Raw genomic sequence first — 26,176 nt, forward strand, 5'->3', positions numbered from 1 at the left:
AAGCGAACTGTGAAATGGAAGATTTAACTCTGCGTTATTATGACGCGGAAATGCGTTATTTAAGGGAAGCGGCAAAAGAGTTTGCGCAGGCGCATCCGGATCGTGCAGCGATGCTGGATCTGGATAAAGCCGGCATTCCCGATCCCTATGTGGAACGGTTATTTGAAGGTTTTGCATTTTCGATGGGGCGATTGCGCGCCAAAATAGACGATCATCTCCCTGAATTTACCGAAGGGTTGATGAGTCTGCTGTGGCCACATTATTTACGTACCATTCCCTCCTTAAGTATTGTCGAGCTTTTACCTGATATTGATGTGCTGAAAATGAGCGAGCGGATTAACGCGAGGTTTGGCGTATTGTCACAGCCCGTTGGCCCTAAAAAAACGGTATGTCAGTATCGTACTACCCAGCCCGTCACGCTCAATCCGCTGTCTGTCGCGGCAGTGAAAATCGATGCCGAACCTGATGGGCGCTCGGTTATCCGTATGCGAATAAAGTGCAATCCACAGATGGACTGGTCGCAAACCGATCTGACGCGTCTCAGCCTTTACCTCAGCGGTGACGCGCCGGTAACCCACGCGCTGCACCTTGCTTTGACAAAGCGTCTGGCTTCTCTTCATTTGAGACTCCCCAACAGCGTAGAACGTATTCGACTGGAGGGTTTCTTTTCCCCGGGTGGATTTGCCGATGAAGACAGTTTGTGGCCAAAAGGCGATACGGCGTTTGGCGGCTGGCAATTATTGCTTGAGTATTTTACGTTCCGCGAAAAATTTATGTTTGTCCATCTTAACGGTCTGGAAAAAATATCGTTTCCTGAGGGTATAGACTGCTTTGAAATAGAAGTGATACTGACTCAACAGTGGGATTCTGAGCTTCCTGTGGGGAGTGAAAACATTCGTCTTCATTGTGTTCCGGTTATTAATCTTTTCACTATCGAAGCCGATCCACTGGTAGTTAATGGTCTGGAAAGTGAATATTTGCTGCGTCCGCGAAGGTTGCAAGATGGCCACACGGAAATTTATGCAGTCGATGCGGTTTCAGGATCACAGCGAACGCGTAACGCCGTTTATGCCCCTTTCACCAGTTTTCGCCACAAGGGAGGCATGATGCGCCGTAACGCACCCGAGCGTTATTACCATACGCGTGTCAGACGCGGCGTATCCGGGTTGTATGATACATGGCTGATCCTCGGCGGAGATGCCTGGGAGCGGGAGCGCCTTGCTGAGTATGAAACCTTGTCTTTGAAAGTGACCGGAACAAACGGTCAGCTACCGCGGCGAGCTTTGCAAAGTACATTGCTCAATTGTTGTGAGCAGATCCTCCAGACGCCGCTTGCCGTGCGCAATCTGTCTAAACCGACACTACCTGCTTACCCTCCCGCTGAGGATCGTTTTCACTGGCGAGTGTTGAGTCACCTGGGATCCAGCTTTCTGAATATGATGGCCAGCGCTGAAGTGCTCAAAGGAACGTTGTCTCTCTATAACTGGCAGGATGATGAACTTAATTATCGTCGTCTGGATGCGATCATGGATGTTCAACAACATGAAATACATCGCTTTGAAAAAGGATTTCTACTCCGTGGTGTGGACATCGAAGTAACGCTTGATGAAAACGGATTTACAGGCGAAGGCGATATTCATCTGTTTGGTGAAATGCTTAACCGCTTTTTTGCATTGTATGCGGATATTCATTTGTTTAATCAGCTTACTTTAATCATACAGCCGGCAGGGAAAAGCTTGCGATGGAAAGAGAATCACAATCAGCGACTACCCGGTTGCTAACGAGCCTTGGCGAACACCTGCCCCGTACTAATTTTTATCGTTTCTGTCAGTTGCTGGAACAGTGGGAGCCACAAGCGCCCTGTCCCGGAAGCCAACAAAGCCCACGTTTCGATACTATTCGTTTTCGCCCTCATCCGGGGATGGGATTCCCGGCGGGTGAACTAAAAAGTGCAGAATATGATCCGCAGCAACCCACACTTCCACCAACGGTTCGTGTCACTTTTATGGGGCTGTATGGCGTGGAATCGCCGCTGCCGACAACCTATCAGGATGATATTGCCCAGCGTCAGGAAGGTGCGGACGTTACCGCTGAGTTTCTGGATATTTTTAACCATCGCTTAATTACGCAGTTTTATCGAATCTGGCGTAAATACAGCTATCCAGCGACTTTTCGCTCAGGCGCGACAGATGAGACTTCACAATATTTGCTGGGGTTGACTGGGCTGGGAATTCAGGGGTGCGCCACACAAACAGCTACCCCGATATCGCGCTTTTTGGCGCTGCTGGGAATAATGAGAATGCCAACGCGTACGGCAGAAGGTATATCCGCGCTGGTTTCTTTATTATCGCCAACAACAAATACCACCGTGACCCCTCATGATAAACGCTTAATCCTGCTGGATAAGGCGTTAAAAATGAGTGTGCGGCAACCCGTTAGCCTCCATTCTCGTCCGGTGATGGGACTTAGCGCCGTAGATATTAACAGTCAGGTGCTAATTACGCTTACAACGGACGTTCCCGATGAAGCTCGCGAATGGTTACCGGGTGGCCAGCTTTACCATGATTTTCTCGCGCTGATGCACGTTTATTTAGGTGCCAGAGTGAATGCGAGACTGCAATTACGCATTCCTCGATCGGTGCTTCCGGATGCTCATCTTACCAGTAATAAAAGCGAGCACGCAGTTCAGCTTGGCCGCACGGCTGTGATGCGTCTGGATAACCAGGAAGCGAAGAATCAATTTATAACAATTAAGCTTGGGCTTTGGCAGAGCCTTACTCAACATGTTCAACGGAGGGAAGCCGATGAGGCTGGCGATTATCGCTATTAATTTTGCCGTAATAACCGGAATGGTCAGTTTAGTTACTGGGTGTGGTCTGACACAAAAAGTATCTGAAGGTACCGTGTCATTAACGAAGTCGATTTTTTATAAGGAAATTAAAACCCTGCATTTGGATTTTTCCGCCAGAGAAGCCGCAAATAAAAATGCGCAGGGCATAGCGCTTTCGACGGTCGTGCGTATTTACCAACTCAAAGATCGAAAAGCATTTGACTCGGCTAATTATCAGTCCTTATTTGCGCAAGATAGTACGGTGGTGAAAGCAGATTTATTGGCTCAGAGAGATGTTCGGGTACGACCTGGTGAAAGCGTAACTGTCGATATTCCATTCGAAAACGAAGCGCAATATGTTGCCGTGGCGGGAATGTTTATTTCTCCCGATCAGTCTGAAGATTCATGGCGTGTGGTATTACGTCGTGAAGATCTCGATCCTGATAAGGCGCGAGTGATTGAATTAAATTCTCAGGCTCTGGTTCTCCTGATGCAGGAGGGTGAGTAATGATTAAACAGCCTTCTCTTTATGACATCTTGCTGGGTAATTTTTCCGGTGGTTTTCCTTTGCACGCAGTCAGCGAAAATACGCAGGTCATCTTGTCCGTCCTCGATAATATGCAGCGCATTTTGAATACTCGTGCCGGTAGCCTCAAACATTTACCCGATTATGGTCTGCCGGATATGACCAAAATCCTCCAGGGTATGCCGGGAACAGCACATCAGCTTATCAGCACGCTTTCTCAGGTTTTGTTGAAGTATGAACCGCGACTAAAAGACATTCAGGTAACGATGCAGGAGCAGGAAGCGCCGGGGCATTTGCGTTATTCCATTGATGCGGAACTTCATGATCTTGGCATTGTGCGCTATGGCACTGATTTTACCCCTGAGGGGCGGGTTCTTATTCGTCATCTTAAGAAGCAGGGGTGGCTTGAGACGGGAGTGTACTGACATGGAAAAGAATCGCATCAGCACCGGCGACGATCCGCGTGCTTTCACGGAGTTTGGTCAGTTACGCGATGAAATCAGCAAGCTGACTCACCCCGCACGCCCGGACGTTGACTGGCAAAAGGTGGAACAGTTAAGCCTGGCGCTGTTTCGTCATAACGGAGTCGAACTGCAAACACTGGCCTGGTATACCGTCGCCAGAATTCGTAGCGCAGGTCTGGCTGGGCTGGCCGAAAGCGCTGAACTGCTGGAGGCATTACTGACGCATCACTGGAGCGTAATATGGCCGCAGCAAACCCATGCCCGCGTTGAAATATTGGCATGGCTGTCAGCTCGTTTACAGCAAGAATTACGCACGCTAACGTTGTCATATGCAGATTTATCGATGGTGTATCGGGTTGAGCAGAGTCTGAAACATGTCTGTGAGGTGCTGCAACGCCTTGAGTTAAAATCGTTAAGTAAACTAGACGCTGTCGTTACCTGGATGCATAACGCAGCTTTACGCCTGGAGAAGTCTGAAGCGGATTCGGGATCCACCGCTGTGATGATACCGGCTTCAGTTACGACTAATCACGCTGAGACGTCTTTGCCACAGTTGGTCTTTGTGGTTAATGAGGCATCGTCGCCCGATCAATCAAGCGCAGCGGAGTTTGCTACTCAAAGCGTTCATCGACCCCGGCGAATGTGGGTGGGATTCACCATCGGTGTCATGGTTACGGCAGTGGTGAGTACAGGCGCTTTTCTTGGTATCAGCCCTATGTGGGCCGACAGATTTGAACTGGTTCAGCCATTGCCACGGGGGCTGACACCTGAACAATTGTCCACATTGAAACATTCCTCAGATTTGAAGGAGAAGAAACAGGAATTAATCGCCGCAACGCAAGGGCAATTGGACGTTTTACATCGCCTGTCACCTTTGTGGTCAAGAGAATATGCCACATCATTAGCACAGCAGTTAGTCACCCTGTGGCCGGAAGAATCGCAGACTACGGTATTCGCCAGCGGATTACAGAAACAGTTAAACACGGAAGCGTTGCCGGAAAGTGCTCTGCAAAACTGGCATCATGCCCAGCAGGGGCTGGAGGCGTTAACTGCCCAGCTAAATTCACTTGATGAACGTAAAGGTAAATATCTGACGGGTTCGGAGCTGAAATCAGCCATTTTCACTATCCGCCGCCAGCTTGACCAATCGCCGCCGACAGAAGAGTTATTGCGTCAAATTGATGAGGAGTTAAAAAAGCAGGGAAGTGTATCACCCGCTTTGTATCAGCAACTCGATATGCGGATTAATCAGCTTCTTAATCGTTATGCGTTGTTGAAACAAAGTTCGGTGAAGAGAGAATAGTGACTATTCGCCAAAAGCAAAAACCCGCCTTTTGGGCGGGTTCTTTAAATGAGTGCTGCCTGGACTCGGACTAACGCTTTAAGCGTTGAACAGCGCGCTTGTCGCGCTGGCACCGAAGGGGTGAGCCGCTGGCGGCGAATAATCGAACGAAGTTCGATGAAGAGTCCGTTTCGCCAAAAGCAAAAAACCCGCCATAGGCGGGTTCTTCTAAATAGTGGTGCCCGGACTCGGAATCGAACCAAGGACACGGGGATTTTCAATCCCCTGCTCTACCGACTGAGCTATCCGGGCAACGAGGCGCATTAAACCCGATTCGCTTCGCTTCGTCAACGAAATTTCTTCAAATCAATGCAGACTGCACAATCTATCACCACATTGTTGCTATTGCACGCATTCTCAGGCAAAAAATGCCGTCCACGCGGCGGAAAGCGGCATTGCCAGCAGAAGGGCAGGAAGCATATTCACAACCGCAAACATTTTGATTCCACAAATACGTAAACCGGTTGCCAACAACAGTAGCCCACCTACGGCGCTGAAATCGGCCATCATGGCTGGCGTCGTTAGGGGCAAAATCATTGCCGCGCAGGTGGCAAGCGTTAACTGGATTGCCAGCATTGGTACACAAATTGCCGATACCGCGATACCTAATGAACAGGCAAAAATGATGGCCGTGAAGAAATCAAGAAACGACTTGGCGATTAAAATATTCGGATCGCCGGTCATCCCTTCATGTATCGCCCCGAAGATCCCGGTACCACTGGCGCAAAATAGCACGATGATGGCCACATAGCTCTGGATGAAGGATTCGTGCGTGGTGTTGGCATCCGACCGGGTGAAAAGCTGCTGCGCTTTGGCAACCGCGGTATTGATCCCTTTTTCCAGATAACAGAACTCACCAATTAATGCACCGACCAACGTAGCCAGGACCATCACCGGTAGGTTAGCGCATTTGATAACCAGCAAAATACCAATTCCCAAAGAGCACAATCCGAATATGGAGGTCATGGAGGCACGAATGCGTTCCGGTAAATGCTGGCTGAGTAGTGCGCCGAGAACACCACCAAATAAAATGGCGCCAGCATTAATAAAGGGTCCAATTACCACGTTTGCTCCTGCATACCCATTATCGTCTTGATGCTAAAGGCAATTCTCTGGGTAAAATATGTTTTCAGATTGCATTATTATGCCGCGATTGACAGACGAAATGCTTGTTTATCTGTGAGGTTCAGGCTCCGGATTTTATCTTGCGCCTGAAAGTGAAAGGTGCCATGATTGCGCGAATTTTCTCCTGTCTGAATGGGGCTGCCTGGGATGATATTACTCCCCCTACATCGCCTTCAACATCGCCTTTTTGCGCGACGTTTGCCCCTTCCTGCGACTTATCTTTACGCTCCCACCATGCGGTGAGGGCAGCGCACGCTCACTGCAGGATAACAGTAAAATCAGAGGCTATCTGCTTTTACTGATGTCTGGCGGTCGGGGCTGGTAACCAGTTTGACCTGTCATTTCGTGGGCAAAGCAATATGGCTTTGTCCGGGACTTTTGATTTTCCCGAAACGGGTTATTGCGCTTATGAAATCAATGAAAATTGCCGCCAGTGGAGAACTGGTTTCTCGTCTGTCCAGCCATCGTCAGGTGGTGTCGCTGGACAGTACTGATTTTACTGACGTTGCGGCAGTCGTCATTACCGTTGCGGATAGCCGCAGCGGGATCCTTGCTTTGCTGAAACACACCGGTTTTCATATACCCGTGTTTCTGTTCGCAGAGTCGGATGTTGATCTGCCGGCGGGCGTGAATGCGGTCATTCGCGGTCAGGCGCAGGACTGGCTGGAGCTGGAGTCTGCTGCCTGTCAGTATGAAGAAGATTTGCTGCCGCCGTTCTATGACACGTTGACTCAGTATGTCGAGATGGGGAACAGCACATTTGCCTGCCCAGGACATCAACACGGTGAGTTCTTTAAAAAGCATCCCGCGGGGCGCCATTTCTACGAGTTCTTTGGCGAGAATCTGTTTCGCGCGGATATGTGCAACGCCGACGTTAAGCTTGGCGATCTGCTGATTCATGAAGGCTCGGCGAAACATGCGCAGAAATTTGCCGCGAAAGTTTTCCACGCGGATAAAACCTACTTTGTGCTGAACGGGACCTCTGCGGCCAATAAAGTAGTAACCAATGCGCTGCTGACGCGCGGCGATCTGGTGCTGTTTGACCGTAATAACCATAAGTCGAACCACCACGGTGCGCTGATCCAGGCGGGTGCGACGCCGGTGTATCTGGAAGCGGCGCGTAATCCGTTTGGCTTTATTGGCGGTATTGACGAGCACTGCTTTGATGAGGAGTATCTGCGCCAGCAACTTCGCGAGGTTGCGCCGCAAAAGGCCGATCAACCGCGCCCGTTCCGTCTGGCGATCATTCAGCTCGGCACCTATGACGGTACGATCTACAACGCCCGGCAGGTGATCGACAAGATCGGTCATCTGTGTGATTACATCCTGTTTGACTCTGCATGGGTCGGTTACGAGCAATTTATTCCGATGATGGCCGATGGGTCACCGCTGCTGCTGGAGCTTGATGCTAACGATCCGGGGATTTTTGTCACCCAGTCGGTACACAAACAGCAGGCCGGATTCTCGCAAACTTCGCAGATCCACAAAAAGGATAACCATATTCGCGGTCAGGCGCGGTTCTGCCCGCATAAGCGTCTGAATAATGCATTTATGCTGCATGCTTCTACCAGTCCGTTTTACCCGCTGTTTGCGGCGCTGGATGTTAACGCCAAAATCCATGAAGGCGAGAGCGGCCGTCGGCTGTGGGCGGAGTGTGTGACGCTGGGCATTGAGGCCCGTAAAGCGATACTTACCCGCTGTAAGATGATTCAGCCGTTTGTTCCCCCGGTAGTTGATGGCAAACCGTGGGAAAGCTATCCGACACAGGTGATTGCCAGCGAGCGTCGCTTCTTTAGCTTCGAACCAGGTGCTAAATGGCATGGTTTTTCCGGCTACGCGCGCGACCAGTATTTCGTTGACCCTTGCAAACTGCTGTTAACCACTCCGGGCATTGACGCACAAACCGGGCAATATACCGAGTTTGGTATTCCGGCGACGATTCTGGCGCATTACCTGCGTGAAAACGGCATCGTGCCGGAGAAATGCGACCTTAACTCGATTCTGTTCCTGCTGACCCCGGCAGAAAGCGCAGAGAAACTGGCGCAACTGGTGGCGATGCTGGCGCAGTTTGAGCAGCATATTGAAGACGATACGCCGCTGGCAGATGTGCTGCCCACCATCTTCAATAAGTATCCGGTACGCTATCGGGATTACACCCTGCGTGAACTGTGCCAGGAGATGCACTCACTGTACGTCAGCTTTGATGTGAAAGATCTGCAAAAAGCGATGTTCCGTCAGGAAAGTTTACCTGCCGTGGCGATGAACCCACAGGATGCGAACAGCGCTTTTATCCGTGGTGATGTTGAACTGGTGCGGATTAGTGAAGCAGCTGGCCGCATTGCGGCGGAAGGTGCGCTGCCTTATCCTCCGGGCGTGCTGTGCGTGGTACCGGGCGAAGTATGGGGTGGGGCGGTACAGCAATATTTTCTGGCGCTGGAAGAGGGCGTAAACCTGCTGCCAGGCTTCTCGCCGGAGCTGCAAGGTGTTTACAGTGAAACGGATGCAGACGGTATTAAGCGTCTGTATGGATATGTGGTGAAGTAAGCGCAAAAAAAGCGGGTTACCTTTTGGTAACCCGCTTTTCTCTGCGTAAACGTTAGTGCGCGATAGTCTGTGTGCCTGCTGGAACGCGTACGTGTTTGTATTTAAACAGCGCAACGAAGGCAAAAGCCAGAACCAGCGAGTAACCTGCGAAGATCAACCACACGGTCTGCCAGTCGGTAATACCGTTCAGCGTATAGTGTTCAACAACTTTACCGCTCACCAGTCCGCCCAGAATACAACCGAAGCCGTTGGTCATCATCAGGAACATACCCTGTGCGCTGGCGCGGATTTCAGGGCGTACTTCTTTCTCCACGAACACAGAACCAGAGATGTTGAAGAAGTCGAAGGCGCAGCCGTAAACAATCATCGACAGAACCAGCAGCACGGTACCGAACGGCGTTGGATCGCCGTAGGCAAACAGGCCGAAGCGCAGCATCCACGCCACAATACTGATAAGCATCACGTTCTTAATACCGTAACGGCTTAAGAAGAACGGGATAGTCAGGATAAACAGCGTCTCGGAAATCTGTGAAATCGACATCATCACCGATGCGTGTTCCACGATAAAGCTACCGGAGAACAGCGGGTTGTTATCGAAGCTGTGCAGGAAGGTGTTACCAAACATATTGGTAATCTGCAGCTCTGCGCCCAGCATCATTGAGAAGATGAAGAAAATCGCCATACGCTTGTTTTTAAACAGCGCGAAAGCATCCAGACCGAGCATTGATGTCCAGCTCTGGTTTTTCTGCTGATTGGCAACCGGAATATGCGGCAGCGTCAGGGTGAACAATACCAGTACCAGGGACAATGTCGCACCGATGTACAGCTGCATATGGCTCAGTTCAAAGCCGGAGAAGCTCACGGCCCACATCGCCAGAATAAAGCCGATGGTGCCCCAGATACGAATTGGCGGGAAGTCGGTAACGATATCCATCCCGGCAGATTGCAAGCGATAGTAGGAGATGGTGTTGATTAGCCCCAGTGTTGGCATATAGGCCAGGGAGTTAAGCAAGATCACAAAGAACATGGCCCCTGGCGTGGTGACTTCGGCTGCGGCAAACAGCGTTCCTGCACCGACCAGGTGGCAAAGGGCGTAAACCCACTTCGCACTGATCCATTTATCGGCCACGATCCCTAACAGCGTTGGCATAAGCACGGCGGCGATCCCCAGCGAGCTATACACCGCGCCAATGGATGCACCATCGAATTTAAGGGTGACAAACATATAGGAGCCGAGGGTAGTGAGCCAACTACCCCATAAGCAGAACTGCAGAAACGAGAGAACTTTCAGCTGCAGCTTAAGATTCATGTTAATTTCCTCACACCGTAATGCGGATGAATGTTTTAAAAGGCACATTTGCCGTGGCTATATGATGTGATTCTATCAATGAGATGCACTCTTTTTTTGTTACCTGTGACAAATATTTGCAAACAATTTCTGATTGCAAAGCAAAAGAGTGATGGAGTTAACATTTTTGGTGCTTCAAGCCCCCGGTTTAGGGGGCTGAAGAGGAATACATTAGCGGCGTCGATAGGATTTTTGTGCGGAATTGACCTTGTAAAGGTATCGGCGTGATTCAGCAGAGGGATGTCGGGTGGTCAGCGTTTGATAAACGTCACCAGGAGACATGCTGTTAATGATATTCGCGGCCTGAATTTTATCGTTCGAGAACACGCGTAGCACGCTGCCCGCGCCGCCGTTATACGCGGTGATTACCGCATAGCGGCGTGAGGTCGGATTATCGATACCACCTAAATAGACATTGTTGAGCATTGCCAGATAGGCCGTGCCGGTATCAATGTTGCTGGCCGGATCAAACAAGAAGCTACGGCTTGGTGTGCCTGAGCGCCCTTGCGAGCGGAACACATCTTTCCCGGCGCTGTGCTGTACCACCTGCATCAGTCCCAGCGCATCGGCATGGCTCACCGCATACGGGTTAAACGAGGATTCGGTTTGCATGATAGCCAGAATCAGCGACTCGTCGACGCCATACTTACGTGAAGCCTGACGCACCATGCCAACGTATTTATGCGCGCGCTTATCAAGGTGGTTCGGCACCAGATTGATCGTCACGCTATAGATGATACGCAGGCCATTGCTGCGGCTTTTAAGTCGTGTTTGCAGCAGGTAGTTGGCAAAGTTGGTGGCACGCCCCTCCCAACGAATGGGCTGGCCGGTATTATCAACCACCTGTCCGTACAGGAATGGCTCTTTGGAAATCTTAATGTCGTCGACATCGGAATAGAGGTCGATAGAACCCGGATCATCGCCCATCAGCAATGTCTTGATAATCGCCCGACGCAGGTGTCCGGCGGGATCTGTCCCGGCAATGGTCTCGACGGTTATCGTACCGTCATCAAAGTTGATATGGCTGCGGGTTTGATACTGATCGGTATACTTGACGTAGTCCTTCGGACCCGCAATCAGCACTTCCTTAAATCCCCACAAATTCTCAATATTATGGGCAAATTGCCCCATCAGAATATCAAAACCGTTGGTATCCTTGACCCAGGCTTCGTTATAGGAATCGCCTTTTTTGGTCGAACTGGAACAGGAGATGAGCAACGGCGCAATAACGGCAAGCGCGAGAAATTTTTTCATCATTCCGGGAGTGCGTGTTGTGTTTGTTGTTTGCAAGGACCAGATTAAATCGTAGGCCGGATAAGCGCAGCGCCATCCGGCAACGGTTCTTATGATTCTGGCGTATAGCCTTCAATATGCACATCCTTACCTTCAAACAGGAAGTTAATCATCTCCTGTTCCAGTAACTTACGGTGTTCGACGTTCATCATATTGAGTTTTTTCTCGTTAATCAGCATGGTCTGTTTATGCTGCCATTGCGCCCATGCTTCTTTAGAAATCTCGTTATAAATGCGTTTTCCCAGATCGCCCGGGTACAGCTGAAAATCCTGGCCTTCTGCTTCGCGTTGCAGGAAAGTGCAAAAAATCGTTCTGCTCATAAAAAGTCCTCTTTATCGTCCGGTACGTTAAACGTGTGTACCGGCACGTAATTGCTGTAACAAACGCTCCACGGGAGCCGCCAGTCCGACCGACGGCGGTTGCGCTAAGTTATACCAGAGCGCGTTGCCTTCATCCATGCATGAGGTGAATGAAGACACGGGAAGCCACATAGGCACAATATCTAAGTGGAAATGGCTAAAGGTATGGCGAAACGCATTAAGTTGGGTCAGATTATCTGCGTTAATTTGTCGTTGCGCCAGCCAGTTGCGCAGTCCATCTTCGTCGTCAAACTGCGGAAAACAGTATAAACCACCCCATAAGCCGCTGGGCGGTCGCTGTGAGAGCAGCACTTCGTCATCATGCTGCATCAGTAAAAAATAGCCCGTTCGTTCCGGTAGCGTCTGTTTGGGCTTTTTACCGGGATACAGCGCCCAACTTGCATTGGCGCTCGCCACACAGCCATTTTCCAACGGACACAGGGAACATTTAGGTTTTGAGCGCGTACAGACCATGGCGCCTAAATCCATCATCGCCTGATTAAAACGCTCAACACCCTGGGCCGGCGTAACTTGCTCGCTCAGCTCCCACAGCTTCTTTTCGACCTCTTTTTTACCCGGCCAGCCGCTTACAGCATAACAGCGAGCCAGCACGCGTTTGACGTTACCGTCGAGAATCGGAAAATGCTGACCCAGAGAGAGAGAAAGGATCGCGCCTGCGGTTGAACGTCCGACGCCAGGTAGGGCTGCCACCTCATCAAAGGTTTGCGGAAATATACCGCTATGCAGCGTCACAACCTGCTGCGCGGCTTTATGCAGATTACGCGCACGGGCGTAATAACCCAGCCCGGTCCACAAATGCAGAACTTCATCCAGCGGCGCATGGGCCAAATCCGTTACCGTTGGGAAGCGCGCCATAAAGCGCTCAAAATAGGGGATAACGGTCGCAACCTGAGTTTGTTGCAGCATTACCTCAGAGAGCCATACTTTGTAAGGCGTCTTGTCAATTTGCCAGGGCAGCGTTTTCCGCCCGTATTTGTCGTACCAGCTCAAAACCTGAGCCGAAAATTGAGACGCTTGCATGATTACCGTTTCATTATTGCCGGGGGAAAGATTGCAGCACAGCGGCAACGGGGTGTAAACCGGAACTTTCCGCTGCTCACTTTCTTCCTTTACTTGCATCCGGCAACTAACTTTGGATAATGCCCGTTTTCAGAACTCAAACACAGCAGACTAAACTTTTATGAAGAACGACGTCATTTCACCGGAATTTGATGAAAACGGCCGCCCTCTGCGCCGGATTCGTAGTTTTGTTCGTCGCCAGGGGCGACTGACGAAAGGTCAGGAACACGCGCTGGAAAACTACTGGCCGGTGATGGGCGTTGAGTTCAGCGAAGAGCCTGTAGATTTCGCAGAACTGTTTGGCCGTGACGCGCCAGTCACGCTGGAAATCGGTTTTGGTATGGGAGCGTCGCTGGTTGCAATGGCGAAAGCGCGTCCGGAACAGAATTTCCTCGGCATTGAGGTTCACTCACCTGGCGTTGGTGCGTGTCTGGCTTCAGCCCATGAAGAGGGTGTCGAGAACCTGCGCGTCATGTGCCATGATGCCGTTGAAGTCCTGCATAAAATGATTCCTGACAATTCTTTATCTATGGTTCAGCTGTTTTTCCCTGACCCGTGGCATAAAGCACGTCATAATAAACGCCGTATCGTTCAGGTACCGTTTGCTGAGCATATCTTAAGTAAGCTGAAGCTGGGCGGCGTGTTCCATATGGCGACCGACTGGGAAGCGTATGCGGAGCACATGCTTGAAGTGATGTCCTCGATTGACGGGTATAAAAACCAGTCAGAGAGTAACGATTATGTACCGCGCCCGGAATCGCGCCCGGTAACCAAATTTGAACAACGTGGTCATCGTCTTGGCCACGGCGTATGGGACTTAATGTTCGAGAGGGTGAAATAATGGCAAAGAACCGTAGCCGTCGTCTGCGTAAAAAGATGCACATCGAAGAATTCCAGGAAGTAGGATTTTCGGTTGCATGGCGTTTCCCGGAAGGTACATCTGGAGAGCAGGTCGATCAAATCGTTGATGACTTTATCAATGAAGTCATCGAACCGAACAAGCTGGCTTTTGACGGCAGCGGCTATCTGGCCTGGGAAGGTCTGATCTGTCTGCAGGAAATCGGCAAATGCACCGAAGAACACCAGGCAATCGTGCGTAAGTGGCTGGAAGAGCACAAACTCGAAGAAGTGCGTACCAGCGAACTTTTCGATATTTGGTGGGACTAAGTAGCACAGGGTCGGCAAATGCCGGCCCGATTTGTATTGAGGGAAAGATATGATGCGCAAAACGCTGCTGGCGGCAGTCCTAACGTTCACGGCGATGGCCGCACATGCAGATTACCAGTGCAGCGTCACCCCGCGTGACGATGTGATTTTGAGCCCACAAACGGTGCAGGTGAAGGGCGAGAATGGCGACCTGGTTATTACCCAGGCTGGTGATGTCACCTTCAACGGTAAACAGTACAACCTGAACGCCGCACAGCGTGAGCAGGCCAAAGATTATCAGGCGGCGTTGCGTAGCAGCCTGCCGTGGATCGACGAAGGTGCCAGAGCGCGCGTAGAGAAAGGTCGCGTGGCGCTGGACAAAATCATCGCCAAAGAGGTCGGTGAAAGCAGCAACATGCGTGGCCGCTTAACCAAGCTGGATGCGCAATTGAAAGAGCAGATGAACCGCATCATCGAGCATCGAACTGATGGCCTGACTTTCCATTATAAGGCGATTGATCAGGTCCGCGCGGACGGACAACAGCTGGTGAATCAGGCGATGGGCGGCATTTTGCAGGACAGCATCAACGAGATGGGAGCGAAAGCCGTGCTCAAAGGCGGTGGTAATCCACTGCAGGGCGTACTCGGAAGCCTCGGTGGTTTGCAGACCTCAATTCAGAACGAATGGAAGAATCAGGAACAAGACTTCCAGCAGTTTGGCAAAGATGTTTGTTCCCGCGTTGTGACGCTGGAAAACGATCGTAAAACGCTGGTTAGCACTCTGAAATAATCTTCACCTCTTATTAACGGCACAGAAACATTCTGTGCCGTTTTATTTTGTATATTTCTGTTTTTTTGATATCCATCTCTAAGAACGGCAATTTGGTGGAGATATAAATCTGGTTAATTGGAACTCGTCACATTATTCATCTGTAGGATAGACATAATGCTGCAAATTCAAGTAACTGGAGAAATAACATGGAGTTTTTCAAGAAAACGGCACTTGCCGCACTGGTTATGGGTTTCAGCGGCGCGGCGCTTGCACTGCCAAACATCACCATTTTAGCGACCGGTGGGACGATTGCCGGCGGCGGTGATTCCGCGACAAAATCTAACTACACGGCAGGCAAGGTTGGCGTAGAAAATCTGGTTGAGGCCGTACCTCAATTGAAAGATATCGCTGTCGTTAAAGGCGAGCAGGTGGTGAATATCGGCTCCCAGGATATGAATGACGAAGTCTGGTTAACGCTGGCGAAAAAGATTAATACCGAGTGTGATAAAACCGACGGCTTCGTGGTAACACATGGTACGGATACCATGGAAGAAACCGCCTATTTCCTCGACCTGACCGTCAAGTGCAACAAGCCGGTGGTGCTGGTCGGTGCAATGCGTCCGTCTACGGGGATGAGCGCTGATGGCCCGTTCAACTTGTATAACGCGGTAGTAACTGCCGCAGACAAAGCCTCTGCCAACCGCGGAGTGCTGGTGGTGATGAACGACACCGTTATGGATGGTCGTGACGTGACTAAAACCAACACTACCGACGTCGCTACCTTCAAATCCGTTAACTACGGCCCGCTGGGTTACATCCATAACGGTAAAATCGACTACCAGCGTACGCCTGCGCGTAAGCACACCACGTCTACTCCGTTCGATGTGTCTAAGCTGACCGAGCTGCCGAAAGTTGGGATTGTTTATAACTACGCTAATGCCTCCGATCTGCCGGCAAAAGCGCTGGTGGATGCGGGTTACGCCGGGATCGTCAGTGCGGGTGTAGGTAACGGTAACCTGTATAAAACCATTTTCGATACGCTGGCAACCGCCGCGCATAAGGGTACCGTTGTAGTGCGTTCATCCCGTGTACCAACGGGCGCCACTACACAGGATGCAGAAGTTGATGATGCAAAATACGGATTTGTGGCTTCAGGTTCCCTGAACCCGCAAAAAGCACGTGTTCTGCTGCAGCTTGCGCTGACTCAAACCAAGGATCCTAAGCAGATCCAGGAAATGTTTAATCAGTATTAATCGATGAAGGTGGCTGCGCTTACCGCCCTAACCCTGTAGGCCGGATAAGACGCAGCCGCCATCCGGCAATTTTCCTGATGGCGCTACGCTTATCAGGCCTACGTTCACCAGCCATCACTCCGCCAGAAACAGCTCCAGCAGCGAATTCAAGAACAGCTTACCGTGTTGGGTAATCTGCCAGTACTCATCGCATTCACTCAGGTAGCCCTGGGAAATAGCCTCATCGATCTGTCGACGAATAACGTCTTCGGTAAGACCGGTATATTGCGTAAACTCCGCGCGAGGCGCGGCTTCCAGCAGCCGGAAACGATTCATGAAGAACTCGAACGGCTTATCGGCTTCGGCGACATCGCGCTGGCTTTCGAGATAACGCCCTTGCATATACCCACGCGGATGCCGTGTTTTGGTGGTGCGCAGGATTCGTCCGTCAGGGAATGTGATCTTACCGTGTGCGCCGCAGCCAATGCCAAGATAGTCGCCAAAACGCCAGTAGTTAAGGTTGTGCTGACACTGATAACCCGGTCTGGCGTAGGCTGAGGTTTCGTACTGCTGATATCCCGCGGCGGTCAGTAGCTGGTGGCCTTGCTCAAAAATATCCCACAGCGCGTCATCGTCCGGTAAAACCGGCGGTCGGGAACCGAACAGCGTGTTGGGTTCGATGGTCAACTGATACCAGGAAAGATGCGGTGGGTTGAGCTCGATGGCCTGCTGTAAATCACCCAGCGCCTCTTCCAGCGTCTGATCCGGCAAACCATGCATCAGGTCGAGGTTAAAGCTGCGTAGCCCCAGACCGCTCGCCAGGTGTGCTGCTCGTTTGGCTTCTTCCGGCCCGTGAATACGTCCCAGACGTTCGAGTTTGGCGGAGCTAAAGCTCTGTACGCCAATCGAGATACGGTTGACGCCAGCGCGTTGATAATCCACAAAGCGATCGGCTTCCACCGTCCCGGGATTCGCCTCCATCGTGATTTCTGCATCTTCGGCCAGATTCAGCCGTGCTCGCACGCCGTCGAGCAGCGTTTGCATCGCCGGGCCAGAAAGCAGGCTCGGCGTGCCACCACCGATAAAAATCGTCTTTACTTCACGTCCCTGGGCGTGGGCCACCTCAGTATCCAGATCGCTCAGCAGATGCTGCACATAGTCGTCATGAGGGACTTCGCCCTTTAGCGCATGCGAGTTGAAGTCGCAGTACGGGCATTTCTGCACGCACCACGGGATGTGAATATAAAGACTTAGCGGTGGAAGCTTAACCATTACGCAGGGCATCCAGCAACAGCTTCAGTGCCTGTCCGCGGTGAGAAATCGCACTCTTTTCTTCACGGGTCAGCTCAGCCGCGGTTTTCCCTTCAGACGGCACAAAGAAGATCGGGTCGTAGCCAAAACCACCGTTTCCGGCAGGTTCACGGGTAATCACGCCCGGCCAGCTTCCGTGGCACACAACAGGCGTTGGATCGTCTGCATGGCGCATATACACCAGCACGCAGTGGAACTGCGCCTGGCGCTTGTCATCAGGAATATCCTGCAGGGTGTGAAGCAGTTTTTCCAGGTTCTGCTGATCGGTCGCATCTTCGCCGGAATAGCGGGCTGAATAGATACCCGGCGCGCCGCCAAGGGCATTTACTGCCAGACCTGAGTCATCAGCAATGGCCGGTAAGCCGGTAATTTGCGCGGCATGACGCGCCTTCAGAATGGCATTCTCAATAAACGTCAGCCCGGTCTCGTCTGCAGAATCAACACCCAGTTCCGTTTGGGCAACAACATCAAGACCGAAATCACTCAGAAGAGAGGCGAGTTCACGCACTTTACCGGCATTGCCGGTCGCGAGGACAACTTTTTGCATGGGATACCTAATCAGTTAACGCCGCAATTTCGGGCGGGATCTGTTGCGGATGAATGATTTTAACCTGTTTGTGACGACCAAGCTCGCCCTTCTCAATGACGACCTGGCTTTTTGCCACACGGAACTGTTTGCCGAGAAACTTCACCAGATGGCTATTGGCCTGGCCATCTACTGGTGGGGCGGTAATGGCGACTTTAACTTCGTCGCCATGTAAACCCACAATACTGTCACGGCTGGCTTTAGGCTGAATGTAGAGCCGTAAAACCAGACCGTCGTCGCAGGGTGTAACGGCACTCATAGCGCCATCCACAGCCCCGGCAGCAGCATGTTGCCTGTCGCCTGCAACACTTCCGCGATGCCCATGTTAATAACGTAGAGCAGCAGAACCAGAATCATTGGGGAGAAATCGATCCCGCCCATGCCTGGAAGTATGCGACGGATAGGACGCAGCAGCGGATCTGCCAGTTGAATCAGCACGTACTCTACAGGACTGCGGCCCTGGCTGACCCAGCTCATAATCGCCATCACAAGCAGCACCCAGAAAATCAACAGCCCGATAGTCTTCAGGACAATCAGTACGGCGGCGATCCAGATGATCGGCTGGAACGTGACCACCTTAAACAGCACGATTGCTTTGATAAAGCTGAGAACGAGCGCAACTAATGCCGAGGCGCTGTCGATCGGCCCCATCGGGGGAATAATGCGGCGTAACGGCCCAATGATGGGCTGAGTGATTTTCACTATAAACTGCGAGAACGGGTTGTAAAAATCGCAGCGAGACCATTGCATCCACACGCGCAGCAGCAGCGCCATGGTATACAGCTCAATTACCGTTGAGAGCAGGAAGGTCAACGTATTCATGGTGTTCCTTAGTTTTCCTTATTTTTTAGTGTAATCACGAGCACCAAAAATGGCAGTGCCAATGCGCACCATCGTGCTACCCGCCGCGATGGCGGCATCCATATCATCAGACATTCCCAGTGAGAGAGTGTCGATGCCTGGGTAGCGTGTTTTCAACCCGGCAAATGCTACCGCCATTTGCTGTGCAACTTCAAACTGCCTTACATAATCTGACTCTGGAGCCGGAATCGCCATCAGACCACGCAGGGTAATGCGCGGCAGTACAGCGACTTCAGCGGCCAGTGCATCAAGCTCTGCCAGCGGAATTCCTGACTTACTGTTCTCATCGCTGATATTAATTTGAATCAGTACATTGAGCGGCGGCAGTTCCGCCGGGCGCTGTTCGCTCAGACGGGCAGCGATACGCAGACGGTCGATCGTATGGCACCAGTCAAAGTGCTCAGCGACCAGACGACTTTTGTTGGACTGCAGCGGGCCGATAAAGTGCCACTGCAGATCGTTGACGCCTTTTTCCTGGAAGTAGCGGATTTTATCCACCCCTTCCTGCACATAGTTTTCACCGAAGGCACGCTGCCCGGCGGCAATGGCTTCTTCGATGGCGCTCGCAGGTTTGGTTTTGCTGACTGCAAGCAATGTAACTTCTTCTGAAGACCGCCCGCAACGCGTCGCGGCGGCTGAGATTTTGTCCCGGACATGTGCCAGGTTATGCGCGATATCGTTCATTTTCCGAGGATGTTCATATGAATATGGAAGAAATAGTGGCCCTTAGTGTAAAGCATAACGTGTCGGATCTACACCTGTGCAATGCATGGCCTGCGCGCTGGCGCATACGTGGAAAAGTCGAAATCGCACCATTTACTACGCCTGGTGGGACTGTGGATGTGCTGAGTACAAAATGTGAGTCTGTAGGAAGATGTAAACAGATTTAACAAATAGAATTTTTAATTCGTTTTTATTTAGCTCAAGTTCGCTTTAATTTAAAGGTTTAAAGTAATAAAAACAGGTGTAAAATTATATCTCTAATAAAATTAAGCTATTGCTTGATTGGTGGGGGGAATATTGTTGCTTATTTTATAACTAAACGATAATACACATTGCAAATATAAGTTTGGGACATGGTGATGATGTCAATAAATGGAGTTGGAAGCATTTAATGTTCATGCTAATGGTTCGCTTTGTGATATTTAATATTCTTCATTTATAAATGAGGTGTTGTAAATGTGGAATAAAGAAGCCGCTATAAATTTTGTTAGACATAATGCTCATCCACACGCTACGGGTTATTGTGCCAGGGCAGTAACAGCAGCTATCGAACATGGCGGCGTATCATTACATCATGATAATGCTAAAAATATGGGTAAATATTTAGTATTAGCTGGTTTTCGTGAAGTATATGGGAATCCTATAAAAGGTGATGTTGCTATAATCCAACCATATACTGGAGGAAATACAGCAGGTCATATGGCGATTTTTGATGGGCATTACTGGTGGTCAGATTTCAAGCAGGAACATGGCGTGTACCCCGGACCTGGTTATCGTAAAAGTCAGCCTTCGTATAAATTATATAGGCACAACTGATGAAGCGATTAATATTATTTACTTTTCTATTCTCATCATTTGCTATGGCAGAAATAGTTCCTGCTGATATGCAAGCATTAAAATTCAATGCCTGGTATATAAAGCAGATTACTCATAATATCATCCCAGTTGCAGATAACCCGACGGCATTAGAGCCTTTTGTTAGTATTGATACATTGAATGAATTAAAACAAGCTTATATGAACAATGAGCTTGAAGAGGATTATTTTCTAAAGGTTCAGGATTTTGCAAATGAAGACTGGAGTAAGCATATTAGTATTGATCTAACTATAACTGATCCTATTTGTACCAATGTCTATTTGACATTTGGAACAGGTGAGTCATCTCAAAAAGTCATTGACTGCATGGTAGAAGAAAATGGTGTATGGAAAATCAAGAGCGTGGCTACTCGCCATTAGTTATTGTTTTCACCAATTGAAAATAATCCTGCGGTAATGGCTTCTTCGATGGCGCTCGCAGGTTTGGTTTTACTGACTGCAAGCAACGTAACTTCTTCTGAAGACCGCCCGCAACGCGTCGCGGCGGCTGAGATTTTGTCCCGGACATGTGCCAGGTTATGCGCGATATCGTTCATTTTCCGAGGATGTTCATATGAATATGGAAGAAATAGTGGCCCTTAGTGTAAAGCATAACGTGTCGGATCTACACCTGTGCAATGCATGGCCTGCGCGCTGGCGCATACGTGGAAAAGTCGAAATCGCACCCTTTACTACGCCTGACGTGGAGAATCTGCTGATGTGCTGGCTCAGTGAGCAACAACAGGTACAGTGGCAGGAACAGGGGCAGATTGATTTTGCTATTGCGCTGGCAGGTTCCCGGCGGCTGCGCGCCAGTGCTTTTGCTCATCAACAGGGAACCTCGCTGGCGCTAAGATTGCTCCCGCTTGATTGCCCACGTTTAGACGATCTCCAGACCCCTGACGTCATACCTGAACTGCTGCGCAGTGAAAATGGGTTAATTCTGGTGACAGGCGCTACCGGTAGCGGTAAATCAACGACTCTTGCGGCGATGGTAGAGTACCTGAATCAGCATGTTGCGGGGCATATTCTGACGCTGGAAGACCCGATTGAATATCGCTACACCAGCCAGCGTTGTCTTATTCACCAACGGGAGGTGGGCGTACACTGCGCTTCTTTCGCCGCCGGTTTGCGCGGCGCGCTGCGCGAAGATCCCGACGTCATTTTGCTGGGCGAACTGCGCGACGCGGAAACCATTCGTCTGGCATTAACGGCAGCGGAAACCGGGCATCTGGTGCTGGCAACGTTACATACGCGAGGGGCGGCACAGGCCATCGCGCGGCTGGTGGACACCTTTTCGGCAACAGAGAAGGATCCGGTGCGTAACCAGTTAGCAGACAGCCTGCGGGCGGTACTTTCGCAAAAGCTGGAGGAAGATAAGCTGGGAGGACGCGTGGCGCTATTTGAGCTGCTCGTCAACACGCCAGCCGTGGGCAATTTGATTCGTGAAGGGAAAACGCATCAGCTACCCGGCGTAATTCAAACCGGGCAGCAGACAGGTATGCAGACGTTTACGCAGAGCCAGCAGCAGCGCCAGGCGCAGGGTCGGCTTTAGTAGCCCTGCTCGAAATAGCTTTCGAGAATAATAACGGCAGAAGCGGAGTCCACTTTGCCTTTATTCAACGCCCGGTATCCGCCTTGTTCGAACAGGCCGGAGCGGGCCTCGACGGTGCTCAAGCGTTCATCGTGCAGCGTTACGGTTACGCCAAAGCGGCCGTGAATACGGTTAGCGAACTTACGCGCGCGCGCGGTAAGGGGCTGTTCTGTGCCATCCATGTTGAGTGGTAGGCCGACAATGATTTCATCCGGCTGCCATTCTTTCAGCAGGCGTTCAATCAAACTCCAGTCTGGCGTACCGTCCTGCGCCTTAATGGCGGGCAACGGTCTGGCCGTACCGGTAATGCGCTGACCAACAGCAACACCAATACTTTTCGTACCAAAATCAAAAGAGAGTAATGTTCCGCTCATCAGGCATGTCCCGCCACGCCAGGCATGGTCTGAATATCTATCCCGATAAGCTTCGCCGCATCGCGCCAGCGGTCGGCAATCGGCGTTTTGAATAAGATGTTGAGGTCTGCGGGCGCCGTGAGCCAGGCGTTATCCAGTAGCTCTTGTTCCAGTTGACCTTTTTCCCATGATGAATAACCCAGCGCAACCAGCACTTCGGACGGTTGCTCCTGCGTACCCAGGGTTTCTAGTACATCGCGGGAGGTTGTGATGATGGTGTTATCTGAGATGCGAATACTGGAGGCAAAGCGTGACGGTGGAGTGTGGAGAATAAATCCACGGTCTTCCGCCAGCGGGCCGCCGAGCATCACTGGTTTATCCAGACGAATGGCCGGATCGCGTTCTTCTGGGGTAATCTTCAGCTTTTCCAGAATCCCTTCAATTTGTAAGTTTTCCAGAGGCTTATTAACGATAATCCCCATTGCTCCGTTCTCATTATGTTCACAGATGTACACCACGGAACGGCGGAAAATCGGATCCTGGAGAGCAGGCATGGCAATAAGAAAGTGATGCTGTAAATTCATTGTCAGAGGTTCTGTTTCCTGGTTCAAAAAAGCAACAGAGCCCAGTATGTGGGCAAAGCTCGAAGATGTCACCCTCTGAAGATAGCATTGCCGGATGACGGCTTCGCCTAATCCGGTCTGCGGGGTGCAATTTCAGGCCGGATAAGACGCGATGGCGTCGCTATCCGGCAACGTATTTACTTCTGCAAACGCGCCTCAATGGCATCCATCAGCATACCGGTAATCGAAACCGGGAACTCCGCTTCGATTTCACGAATACAGGTTGGGCTGGTAACGTTAATTTCCGTCAGACGATCGCCAATGATATCCAGACCGACAAAAATCAAACCTTTCGCTTTCAGCGTTGGCCCAATGCGACGTGCAATTTCCCAGTCGCTGTCGGTCAAAGGACGCGGCTCGCCACGACCGCCAGCGGCCAGGTTGCCACGGGTTTCGCCGCCCTGCGGAATACGCGCCAGGCAATAAGGAACGGGTTCGCCATCGACCACCAGGACGCGTTTATCGCCATCTTTAATTGCTGGCAGATAGTTCTGCGCCATGCAGTAGCGGGTACCGTGCTCGGTCAGCGTTTCAGCAATGACGCCAAGGTTCGGGTCGCCTTCCTTCACACGGAAAATAGATGCGCCGCCCATACCATCCAGCGGTTTGAGAATGATGTCGCTGTGTTTTTGCCAGAAGGCTTTCAGCTGCGCTTTGTTACGCGTGACCAGCGTTTCCGGCGTCAGGTCGGCAAACCATGCGGTGAACAGCTTTTCGTTGCAGTCGCGCAGGCTCTGCGGTTTGTTGACGATCAGCGTCCCTTTTTCTTCTGCACGTTCCAGAATATAGGTAGCGTAGATGAACTCGGTATCAAACGGCGGATCCTTACGCATCAGAATAACGTCCAGGTCTGCCAGCGGGAGATCCTGCTCGCTCTTGAACTCATACCATTTGTCGTAGTTCTGCTCTACGCTCAGGGTACGCGTATGGGCGCGGGCTTCACCGTTGATCAGATAAAGATCGGCCATCTCCATATAATGAATTTCGTAACCGCGACGTTGCGCTTCCAGCAGCATAGCGAAGCTGGAATCTTTCTTGATGTTGATGCTTGCGATGGGATCCATCACGATGCCGAGCTTGATCATTTTCTTCTCCGTTTATGCCTTAGCCCAGATCGCCAAAACGCACCTGTAGCGCAGTAATGGCGGTGAGCGCGGTTGTCTCAGTACGCAGAACGCGAGGTCCTAACAGAATATCAGTAAACTGATAACGTGCGGTCATGGCAATTTCATCTGCCGACAACCCGCCTTCCGGGCCAATCAGCAAGCGGATGCGCTCCACCGGCAGCGGCAGCGTATTGATGCTGGCGCTGGCGCGCGGATGCAGGTTCAGTTTCAGACCTTCGTCCTGTTCCGCGCACCATGCTTCCAAATCCATTGCCGGGCGAATTTCGGGCACCCGGTTTCGACCGCACTGTTCGCAGGCGGCAATGGCGATTTTCTGCCACTGCTGGAGCTTCTTGTTCAGGCGTTCACTGTCCAGTTTAACGCCGCAGCGCTCAGAAAAAAGTGGCGTAATGAGGCTTACACCCAGTTCGATCGATTTCTGGATAGTAAATTCCATTTTTTCACCGCGCGACATCACCTGACCCAGGTGGATGTGTAACGGCGACTCACGATCGTCGAGTTCAGCGTTAAGTACCTTCACATCCACGCTTTTTTTACTGGCGTGGGTGATTTCAGCGTCGAATACCTGATTGCTGCCATCAAACAGCTGTAGCGCCTGGCCCGGTCCCATACGCAGCACGCGGCCGATATGGTTGGCTGCATCTTCACACAGTGAAATTTGGCTGCCGGAAGTGATTGGCTCAGGGTGATAAATGCGAGGAATGCGCATAGTTAAACATCCGCGTCATGGCCCTGGGCTACGAAATGCCAGGGCATGGTTAAAAATATTGACGCTAGTGTAGGTTAGCTCTTTTGCGCCTGGCAAGCGCGTTGCACATATGGGTTATGGTTCCCCTGTACCTTTGCAATGCGTTCGTCGCGCTCACACTCCCAGTCGGTGACCGGATATTGCTTATTCCAGGCGTTAAAAAGCTGAGTTTGCTGGCGGGAGAGCGTTAGATCGTACTGGTCGCGCATGTAAAAATAGGTACGAGCGATGGCACCACGGGCGCGGGCTGGCGGCTCGGCAACTTTCTCTTTGAAGTCGACCTTCATGGCGCATTGCCCATACTGACCCTCGCCACCGTTCCACTGGCTGTACATGAAGTTAGCGCGATCGCCATTTACCTCACCCACCGCAGGTTGCAGGTTATGCATGTCGCTTTCCATCTTACGATAGACTGGATCTTTGGCGCAGTTTTTACGCCCTCCGTCCTGCCAGCACTGACGCTGATGACCAAATTGCCAGGCGGGGACAACGTGCTCCCATTCAATTCGACTGGCGCGGTTTTCATTTTTTCGCACTTTATAGCCGCAGGATTCGAGGTCAACGACCCCTTTTTTGCCTTGCCAGTTAATTTTACAACCGCAGTAGAAATCGCCCGGCGCATCGGCGTTCACCTTTACGCCTGCTGCTTTTGCCTGAGAAAAACTGTTGATGCCTTCGGCTAAAACCGGGCCTGAAAACGCAGCGGCTAACAGGGCCGCAGCAAAAGAAAAATGACGGTACATCACAAACTCCGTGTCAAAACGAGCCCGCAACGTAGCGAAAGTTATTCCAGTATGCAATCAGTTAGGTCAGAAAAGTTCCTGATAATTCTGAAGATTATTCTGCAACCAGCGGTTCGCCGCAGTGAACACAGCGGTAGGTGGCCTCACCGCGCACAACGCGGTTATGGCGGCGGACGGTCAGTTGGTGCTCCTGACACTTACAGCGGTAAGTAAAGGTCTTGCGCTGCACCGATTGCAGTTCAAACTGATGCGTGCGCCGGGCCGGTACGCCCAAAACGCTTTCCATCATCCATTTCCACTCTTTCCCGTGTGGCGGCACGCGCCCAAAGTGCTTCCACACCAGTAAATGCGCCAGTTCATGGGGTACCACTTCGTTAATGAATGCGTCGACGTTTTCCATCAGCAGGACGGGATTAAGGCGAATTTCATAGGTTTGTAGCCACGCAGTGCCCGCGGCGGTGCCGCGCTGTTGGTAAACCAGCTTTGGCTCCGGGTATTGGCGTTCGAGCTTGAGATTGGCCTGGGCGAGTTTTTCCCGCAGGCTACGCATAACGGCTTGCTGGATGGCGATAGGGAGACGGGAGGTTTTCAT

Annotated in this window: 29 protein-coding genes, 1 tRNA gene and 2 pseudogenes; 14 read left to right on the plus strand and 18 right to left on the minus strand. The window is 51.2% G+C overall.

Annotated elements, in window-relative coordinates:
- Positions 1–14 precede the first annotated feature (14 nt).
- The 5 genes from tssF to BZK40_RS03110 are packed head-to-tail and all read left to right on the plus strand — an operon-like array spanning position 15 to position 5,123.
- Positions 15–1,781, plus strand: coding sequence for a type VI secretion system baseplate subunit TssF (gene tssF, locus BZK40_RS03090; protein WP_079934146.1), 1,767 nt, complete (start codon positions 15–17; stop codon positions 1,779–1,781).
- Positions 1,742–2,830, plus strand: a complete 1,089-nt coding sequence (gene tssG, locus BZK40_RS03095; RefSeq protein ID WP_079934147.1) for a type VI secretion system baseplate subunit TssG — start codon at positions 1,742–1,744, stop codon at positions 2,828–2,830. Before tssF ends, tssG begins: the two co-directional genes overlap by 40 nt.
- The gene (gene tssJ / locus BZK40_RS03100) at positions 2,805–3,338 is read left to right on the plus strand and encodes a type VI secretion system lipoprotein TssJ (protein WP_079934148.1); all 534 of its coding nucleotides are present in this window, start codon (positions 2,805–2,807) and stop codon (positions 3,336–3,338) included. The genes tssG and tssJ overlap by 26 nt, the downstream gene beginning before the upstream one ends.
- Positions 3,338–3,781, plus strand: a complete 444-nt coding sequence (gene tssE, locus BZK40_RS03105) for a type VI secretion system baseplate subunit TssE (protein WP_079934149.1) — start codon at positions 3,338–3,340, stop codon at positions 3,779–3,781. Before tssJ ends, tssE begins: the two co-directional genes overlap by 1 nt.
- A gap of 1 nt (position 3,782) precedes the next feature.
- Positions 3,783–5,123 carry a VasL domain-containing protein gene (locus BZK40_RS03110; RefSeq protein ID WP_079934150.1) on the plus strand — a complete coding sequence of 447 codons (1,341 nt, stop codon included), beginning with the start codon at positions 3,783–3,785 and terminating at the stop codon, positions 5,121–5,123.
- A 215-nt stretch (positions 5,124–5,338) separates the two neighbouring features.
- Here BZK40_RS03110 and BZK40_RS03115 read toward each other — a convergent pair.
- Positions 5,339–5,414, minus strand: a tRNA-Phe gene (locus tag BZK40_RS03115).
- Between the two features lie 105 nt (positions 5,415–5,519).
- Positions 5,520–6,227: a DUF554 domain-containing protein gene (locus BZK40_RS03120; RefSeq protein ID WP_048215570.1), complete on the minus strand. Its 708-nt coding sequence runs from the start codon at positions 6,225–6,227 to the stop codon at positions 5,520–5,522.
- A 468-nt stretch (positions 6,228–6,695) separates the two neighbouring features.
- Here BZK40_RS03120 and BZK40_RS03125 point away from each other — a divergent pair, with 468 nt between their 5' ends.
- Positions 6,696–8,831 (plus strand): ornithine decarboxylase, encoded by a 2,136-nt coding sequence (locus BZK40_RS03125; RefSeq protein ID WP_079934151.1) that lies wholly within the window; start codon positions 6,696–6,698, stop codon positions 8,829–8,831.
- Positions 8,832–8,883: 52 nt separating this feature from the next.
- On the opposite strand, the gene BZK40_RS03130 is transcribed toward BZK40_RS03125, so the two are convergent.
- The 4 genes from BZK40_RS03130 to mutY all read right to left on the minus strand — a co-directional run bounded on the left by BZK40_RS03130 (position 8,884) and on the right by mutY (position 12,872).
- Positions 8,884–10,140 (minus strand): nucleoside permease, encoded by a 1,257-nt coding sequence (locus BZK40_RS03130; RefSeq protein ID WP_071445575.1) that lies wholly within the window; start codon positions 10,138–10,140, stop codon positions 8,884–8,886.
- A 210-nt stretch (positions 10,141–10,350) separates the two neighbouring features.
- Positions 10,351–11,436: a membrane-bound lytic murein transglycosylase MltC gene (mltC, locus tag BZK40_RS03135; protein WP_008785777.1), complete on the minus strand. Its 1,086-nt coding sequence runs from the start codon at positions 11,434–11,436 to the stop codon at positions 10,351–10,353.
- A gap of 86 nt (positions 11,437–11,522) precedes the next feature.
- Complete coding sequence (locus tag BZK40_RS03140; RefSeq protein ID WP_003027126.1) at positions 11,523–11,792, minus strand: oxidative damage protection protein; 270 nt, start codon at positions 11,790–11,792, stop codon at positions 11,523–11,525.
- Positions 11,793–11,819: 27 nt separating this feature from the next.
- A complete protein-coding gene (mutY, locus tag BZK40_RS03145; protein WP_032941749.1) occupies positions 11,820–12,872 on the minus strand; it encodes an A/G-specific adenine glycosylase in 1,053 nt (350 codons plus the stop codon).
- Positions 12,873–13,032: 160 nt separating this feature from the next.
- Here mutY and trmB point away from each other — a divergent pair, with 160 nt between their 5' ends.
- The 4 genes from trmB to ansB all read left to right on the plus strand — a co-directional run bounded on the left by trmB (position 13,033) and on the right by ansB (position 16,082).
- The gene (trmB, locus tag BZK40_RS03150; protein ID WP_003825406.1) at positions 13,033–13,752 is read left to right on the plus strand and encodes a tRNA (guanosine(46)-N7)-methyltransferase TrmB; all 720 of its coding nucleotides are present in this window, start codon (positions 13,033–13,035) and stop codon (positions 13,750–13,752) included.
- Positions 13,752–14,078, plus strand: coding sequence for a YggL family protein (locus tag BZK40_RS03155; RefSeq protein WP_003027115.1), 327 nt, complete (start codon positions 13,752–13,754; stop codon positions 14,076–14,078). The genes trmB and BZK40_RS03155 overlap by 1 nt, the downstream gene beginning before the upstream one ends.
- 49 nt (positions 14,079–14,127) lie before the next feature.
- Entirely contained in the window at positions 14,128–14,847 is a 720-nt protein-coding gene (locus BZK40_RS03160; RefSeq protein WP_003825409.1) for a YggN family protein, read from the plus strand.
- Between the two features lie 188 nt (positions 14,848–15,035).
- Complete coding sequence (ansB, locus tag BZK40_RS03165; RefSeq protein ID WP_003027108.1) at positions 15,036–16,082, plus strand: L-asparaginase 2; 1,047 nt, start codon at positions 15,036–15,038, stop codon at positions 16,080–16,082.
- A 114-nt stretch (positions 16,083–16,196) separates the two neighbouring features.
- On the opposite strand, the gene hemW is transcribed toward ansB, so the two are convergent.
- The 5 genes from hemW to BZK40_RS03190 are packed head-to-tail and all read right to left on the minus strand — an operon-like array spanning position 16,197 to position 19,503.
- Entirely contained in the window at positions 16,197–17,333 is a 1,137-nt protein-coding gene (gene hemW / locus BZK40_RS03170; protein ID WP_079934153.1) for a radical SAM family heme chaperone HemW, read from the minus strand.
- Positions 17,326–17,919 carry an XTP/dITP diphosphatase gene (locus BZK40_RS03175; RefSeq protein WP_003825414.1) on the minus strand — a complete coding sequence of 198 codons (594 nt, stop codon included), beginning with the start codon at positions 17,917–17,919 and terminating at the stop codon, positions 17,326–17,328. Before BZK40_RS03175 ends, hemW begins: the two co-directional genes overlap by 8 nt.
- 7 nt (positions 17,920–17,926) lie before the next feature.
- A complete protein-coding gene (yggU, locus tag BZK40_RS03180) occupies positions 17,927–18,217 on the minus strand; it encodes a DUF167 family protein YggU (protein ID WP_003027101.1) in 291 nt (96 codons plus the stop codon).
- Positions 18,214–18,780, minus strand: coding sequence for a YggT family protein (locus BZK40_RS03185; RefSeq protein WP_003825417.1), 567 nt, complete (start codon positions 18,778–18,780; stop codon positions 18,214–18,216). Before BZK40_RS03185 ends, yggU begins: the two co-directional genes overlap by 4 nt.
- An 18-nt stretch (positions 18,781–18,798) precedes the next feature.
- Positions 18,799–19,503 carry a YggS family pyridoxal phosphate-dependent enzyme gene (locus BZK40_RS03190; protein ID WP_079934154.1) on the minus strand — a complete coding sequence of 235 codons (705 nt, stop codon included), beginning with the start codon at positions 19,501–19,503 and terminating at the stop codon, positions 18,799–18,801.
- A gap of 17 nt (positions 19,504–19,520) precedes the next feature.
- Between BZK40_RS03190 and BZK40_RS03195 the strand changes: the two are divergent.
- The 3 genes and pseudogenes from BZK40_RS03195 to BZK40_RS03205 all read left to right on the plus strand — a co-directional run.
- A pseudogene (locus BZK40_RS03195) lies at positions 19,521–19,646 on the plus strand (type IV pili twitching motility protein PilT); the annotation flags it as partial.
- A gap of 352 nt (positions 19,647–19,998) precedes the next feature.
- Entirely contained in the window at positions 19,999–20,358 is a 360-nt protein-coding gene (locus BZK40_RS03200) for a hypothetical protein (protein WP_071692592.1), read from the plus strand.
- The gene (locus BZK40_RS03205; RefSeq protein ID WP_003825424.1) at positions 20,358–20,777 is read left to right on the plus strand and encodes a DUF3828 domain-containing protein; all 420 of its coding nucleotides are present in this window, start codon (positions 20,358–20,360) and stop codon (positions 20,775–20,777) included. Before BZK40_RS03200 ends, BZK40_RS03205 begins: the two co-directional genes overlap by 1 nt.
- Before the next feature lie 5 nt (positions 20,778–20,782).
- On the opposite strand, the pseudogene BZK40_RS03210 reads toward BZK40_RS03205, so the two are convergent.
- Positions 20,783–20,953 (minus strand): annotated as a pseudogene (locus BZK40_RS03210) (YggS family pyridoxal phosphate enzyme); the annotation flags it as partial.
- A gap of 17 nt (positions 20,954–20,970) precedes the next feature.
- Here BZK40_RS03210 and BZK40_RS03215 point away from each other — a divergent pair.
- Positions 20,971–21,951: a type IV pilus twitching motility protein PilT gene (locus tag BZK40_RS03215; RefSeq protein ID WP_079934155.1), complete on the plus strand. Its 981-nt coding sequence runs from the start codon at positions 20,971–20,973 to the stop codon at positions 21,949–21,951.
- Here BZK40_RS03215 and ruvX read toward each other — a convergent pair.
- From ruvX to BZK40_RS03245, 6 genes are all read right to left on the minus strand, one after another.
- Entirely contained in the window at positions 21,948–22,364 is a 417-nt protein-coding gene (gene ruvX / locus BZK40_RS03220; RefSeq protein ID WP_003825428.1) for a Holliday junction resolvase RuvX, read from the minus strand. The genes BZK40_RS03215 and ruvX overlap by 4 nt on opposite strands.
- Positions 22,364–22,927, minus strand: a complete 564-nt coding sequence (locus tag BZK40_RS03225; protein WP_003027086.1) for a YqgE/AlgH family protein — start codon at positions 22,925–22,927, stop codon at positions 22,364–22,366. Before BZK40_RS03225 ends, ruvX begins: the two co-directional genes overlap by 1 nt.
- Before the next feature lie 176 nt (positions 22,928–23,103).
- Positions 23,104–24,051, minus strand: coding sequence for a glutathione synthase (gene gshB / locus BZK40_RS03230; protein ID WP_003027083.1), 948 nt, complete (start codon positions 24,049–24,051; stop codon positions 23,104–23,106).
- A gap of 19 nt (positions 24,052–24,070) precedes the next feature.
- Positions 24,071–24,802, minus strand: coding sequence for a 16S rRNA (uracil(1498)-N(3))-methyltransferase (gene rsmE, locus BZK40_RS03235; protein WP_008785768.1), 732 nt, complete (start codon positions 24,800–24,802; stop codon positions 24,071–24,073).
- A gap of 74 nt (positions 24,803–24,876) precedes the next feature.
- On the minus strand, positions 24,877–25,584 hold the full coding sequence (endA, locus tag BZK40_RS03240) for a deoxyribonuclease I (RefSeq protein WP_008785767.1): 708 nt from the start codon (positions 25,582–25,584) through the stop codon (positions 24,877–24,879).
- A gap of 94 nt (positions 25,585–25,678) precedes the next feature.
- On the minus strand, positions 25,679–26,176 hold the full coding sequence (locus tag BZK40_RS03245; RefSeq protein WP_003825440.1) for a SprT family zinc-dependent metalloprotease: 498 nt from the start codon (positions 26,174–26,176) through the stop codon (positions 25,679–25,681).

Origin of the sequence: Citrobacter portucalensis, assembly GCF_002042885.1 — a bacterium.
In the GTDB taxonomy this organism is placed as follows: Bacteria; Pseudomonadota; Gammaproteobacteria; order Enterobacterales; family Enterobacteriaceae; genus Citrobacter; species Citrobacter portucalensis.

Excerpts from the sequence above, each read along its gene's own strand:
- tssF (WP_079934146.1), top strand. The coding sequence starts at position 15 with ATGGAAGATTTAACTCTGCGTTATTATGACGCGGAAATGCGTTATTTA.
- tssG (WP_079934147.1), top strand. The coding sequence starts at position 1,742 with ATGGAAAGAGAATCACAATCAGCGACTACCCGGTTGCTAACGAGCCTT.
- tssJ (WP_079934148.1), top strand. The coding sequence starts at position 2,805 with ATGAGGCTGGCGATTATCGCTATTAATTTTGCCGTAATAACCGGAATG.
- tssE (WP_079934149.1), top strand. The coding sequence starts at position 3,338 with ATGATTAAACAGCCTTCTCTTTATGACATCTTGCTGGGTAATTTTTCC.
- BZK40_RS03110 (WP_079934150.1), top strand. The coding sequence starts at position 3,783 with ATGGAAAAGAATCGCATCAGCACCGGCGACGATCCGCGTGCTTTCACG.
- BZK40_RS03125 (WP_079934151.1), top strand. The coding sequence starts at position 6,696 with ATGAAATCAATGAAAATTGCCGCCAGTGGAGAACTGGTTTCTCGTCTG.
- BZK40_RS03130 (WP_071445575.1), bottom strand. The coding sequence starts at position 10,140 with ATGAATCTTAAGCTGCAGCTGAAAGTTCTCTCGTTTCTGCAGTTCTGC.
- mltC (WP_008785777.1), bottom strand. The coding sequence starts at position 11,436 with ATGATGAAAAAATTTCTCGCGCTTGCCGTTATTGCGCCGTTGCTCATC.
- BZK40_RS03140 (WP_003027126.1), bottom strand. The coding sequence starts at position 11,792 with ATGAGCAGAACGATTTTTTGCACTTTCCTGCAACGCGAAGCAGAAGGC.
- mutY (WP_032941749.1), bottom strand. The coding sequence starts at position 12,872 with ATGCAAGCGTCTCAATTTTCGGCTCAGGTTTTGAGCTGGTACGACAAA.
- trmB (WP_003825406.1), top strand. The coding sequence starts at position 13,033 with ATGAAGAACGACGTCATTTCACCGGAATTTGATGAAAACGGCCGCCCT.
- BZK40_RS03155 (WP_003027115.1), top strand. The coding sequence starts at position 13,752 with ATGGCAAAGAACCGTAGCCGTCGTCTGCGTAAAAAGATGCACATCGAA.
- BZK40_RS03160 (WP_003825409.1), top strand. The coding sequence starts at position 14,128 with ATGATGCGCAAAACGCTGCTGGCGGCAGTCCTAACGTTCACGGCGATG.
- ansB (WP_003027108.1), top strand. The coding sequence starts at position 15,036 with ATGGAGTTTTTCAAGAAAACGGCACTTGCCGCACTGGTTATGGGTTTC.
- hemW (WP_079934153.1), bottom strand. The coding sequence starts at position 17,333 with ATGGTTAAGCTTCCACCGCTAAGTCTTTATATTCACATCCCGTGGTGC.
- BZK40_RS03175 (WP_003825414.1), bottom strand. The coding sequence starts at position 17,919 with ATGCAAAAAGTTGTCCTCGCGACCGGCAATGCCGGTAAAGTGCGTGAA.
- yggU (WP_003027101.1), bottom strand. The coding sequence starts at position 18,217 with ATGAGTGCCGTTACACCCTGCGACGACGGTCTGGTTTTACGGCTCTAC.
- BZK40_RS03185 (WP_003825417.1), bottom strand. The coding sequence starts at position 18,780 with ATGAATACGTTGACCTTCCTGCTCTCAACGGTAATTGAGCTGTATACC.
- BZK40_RS03190 (WP_079934154.1), bottom strand. The coding sequence starts at position 19,503 with ATGAACGATATCGCGCATAACCTGGCACATGTCCGGGACAAAATCTCA.
- BZK40_RS03200 (WP_071692592.1), top strand. The coding sequence starts at position 19,999 with ATGTGGAATAAAGAAGCCGCTATAAATTTTGTTAGACATAATGCTCAT.
- BZK40_RS03205 (WP_003825424.1), top strand. The coding sequence starts at position 20,358 with ATGAAGCGATTAATATTATTTACTTTTCTATTCTCATCATTTGCTATG.
- BZK40_RS03215 (WP_079934155.1), top strand. The coding sequence starts at position 20,971 with ATGAATATGGAAGAAATAGTGGCCCTTAGTGTAAAGCATAACGTGTCG.
- ruvX (WP_003825428.1), bottom strand. The coding sequence starts at position 22,364 with ATGAGCGGAACATTACTCTCTTTTGATTTTGGTACGAAAAGTATTGGT.
- BZK40_RS03225 (WP_003027086.1), bottom strand. The coding sequence starts at position 22,927 with ATGAATTTACAGCATCACTTTCTTATTGCCATGCCTGCTCTCCAGGAT.
- gshB (WP_003027083.1), bottom strand. The coding sequence starts at position 24,051 with ATGATCAAGCTCGGCATCGTGATGGATCCCATCGCAAGCATCAACATC.
- rsmE (WP_008785768.1), bottom strand. The coding sequence starts at position 24,802 with ATGCGCATTCCTCGCATTTATCACCCTGAGCCAATCACTTCCGGCAGC.
- endA (WP_008785767.1), bottom strand. The coding sequence starts at position 25,584 with ATGTACCGTCATTTTTCTTTTGCTGCGGCCCTGTTAGCCGCTGCGTTT.
- BZK40_RS03245 (WP_003825440.1), bottom strand. The coding sequence starts at position 26,176 with ATGAAAACCTCCCGTCTCCCTATCGCCATCCAGCAAGCCGTTATGCGT.